We start from the raw sequence: 241 nt of genomic DNA, 5'->3' as shown, positions 1-241 counted from the left end.
GGGAAGATTTGCAGTCTGGCACGGAACAGGAACTAGAGGAACCAAAGCGTGCATCGGGAAGTCGTGCAACCGTGCGCCGTTCAGATGGTGCGCCACGACGCGAAGGAGGCGCGCGATCTGAAGGATCGCGACAAGAACAACGAAACGAATCGCGTCGTCTAGAACCAAAAGCAAAGACCGCTGAAGATCTGAAAGAAATTCTTCGTTCCATGACTGCTGCTGCGCCAAAGAAGCAGGAGAA

The 241-nt window shown here is 53.9% G+C and carries 1 protein-coding gene; it reads right to left on the bottom strand.

What is annotated here, in order from left to right:
• The coding region (locus tag ACZ3HH_RS31060; RefSeq protein WP_465810560.1) for a hypothetical protein at window positions 1-241 on the bottom strand (241 nt) is incomplete at both ends.

It is taken from the genome of Pseudomonas sp. PME37.24/025 (assembly GCF_055556615.1).
The sequence above is the reverse complement of the archived record's forward strand: the minus strand, read 5'-3'. Positions and strand labels throughout refer to the sequence as shown.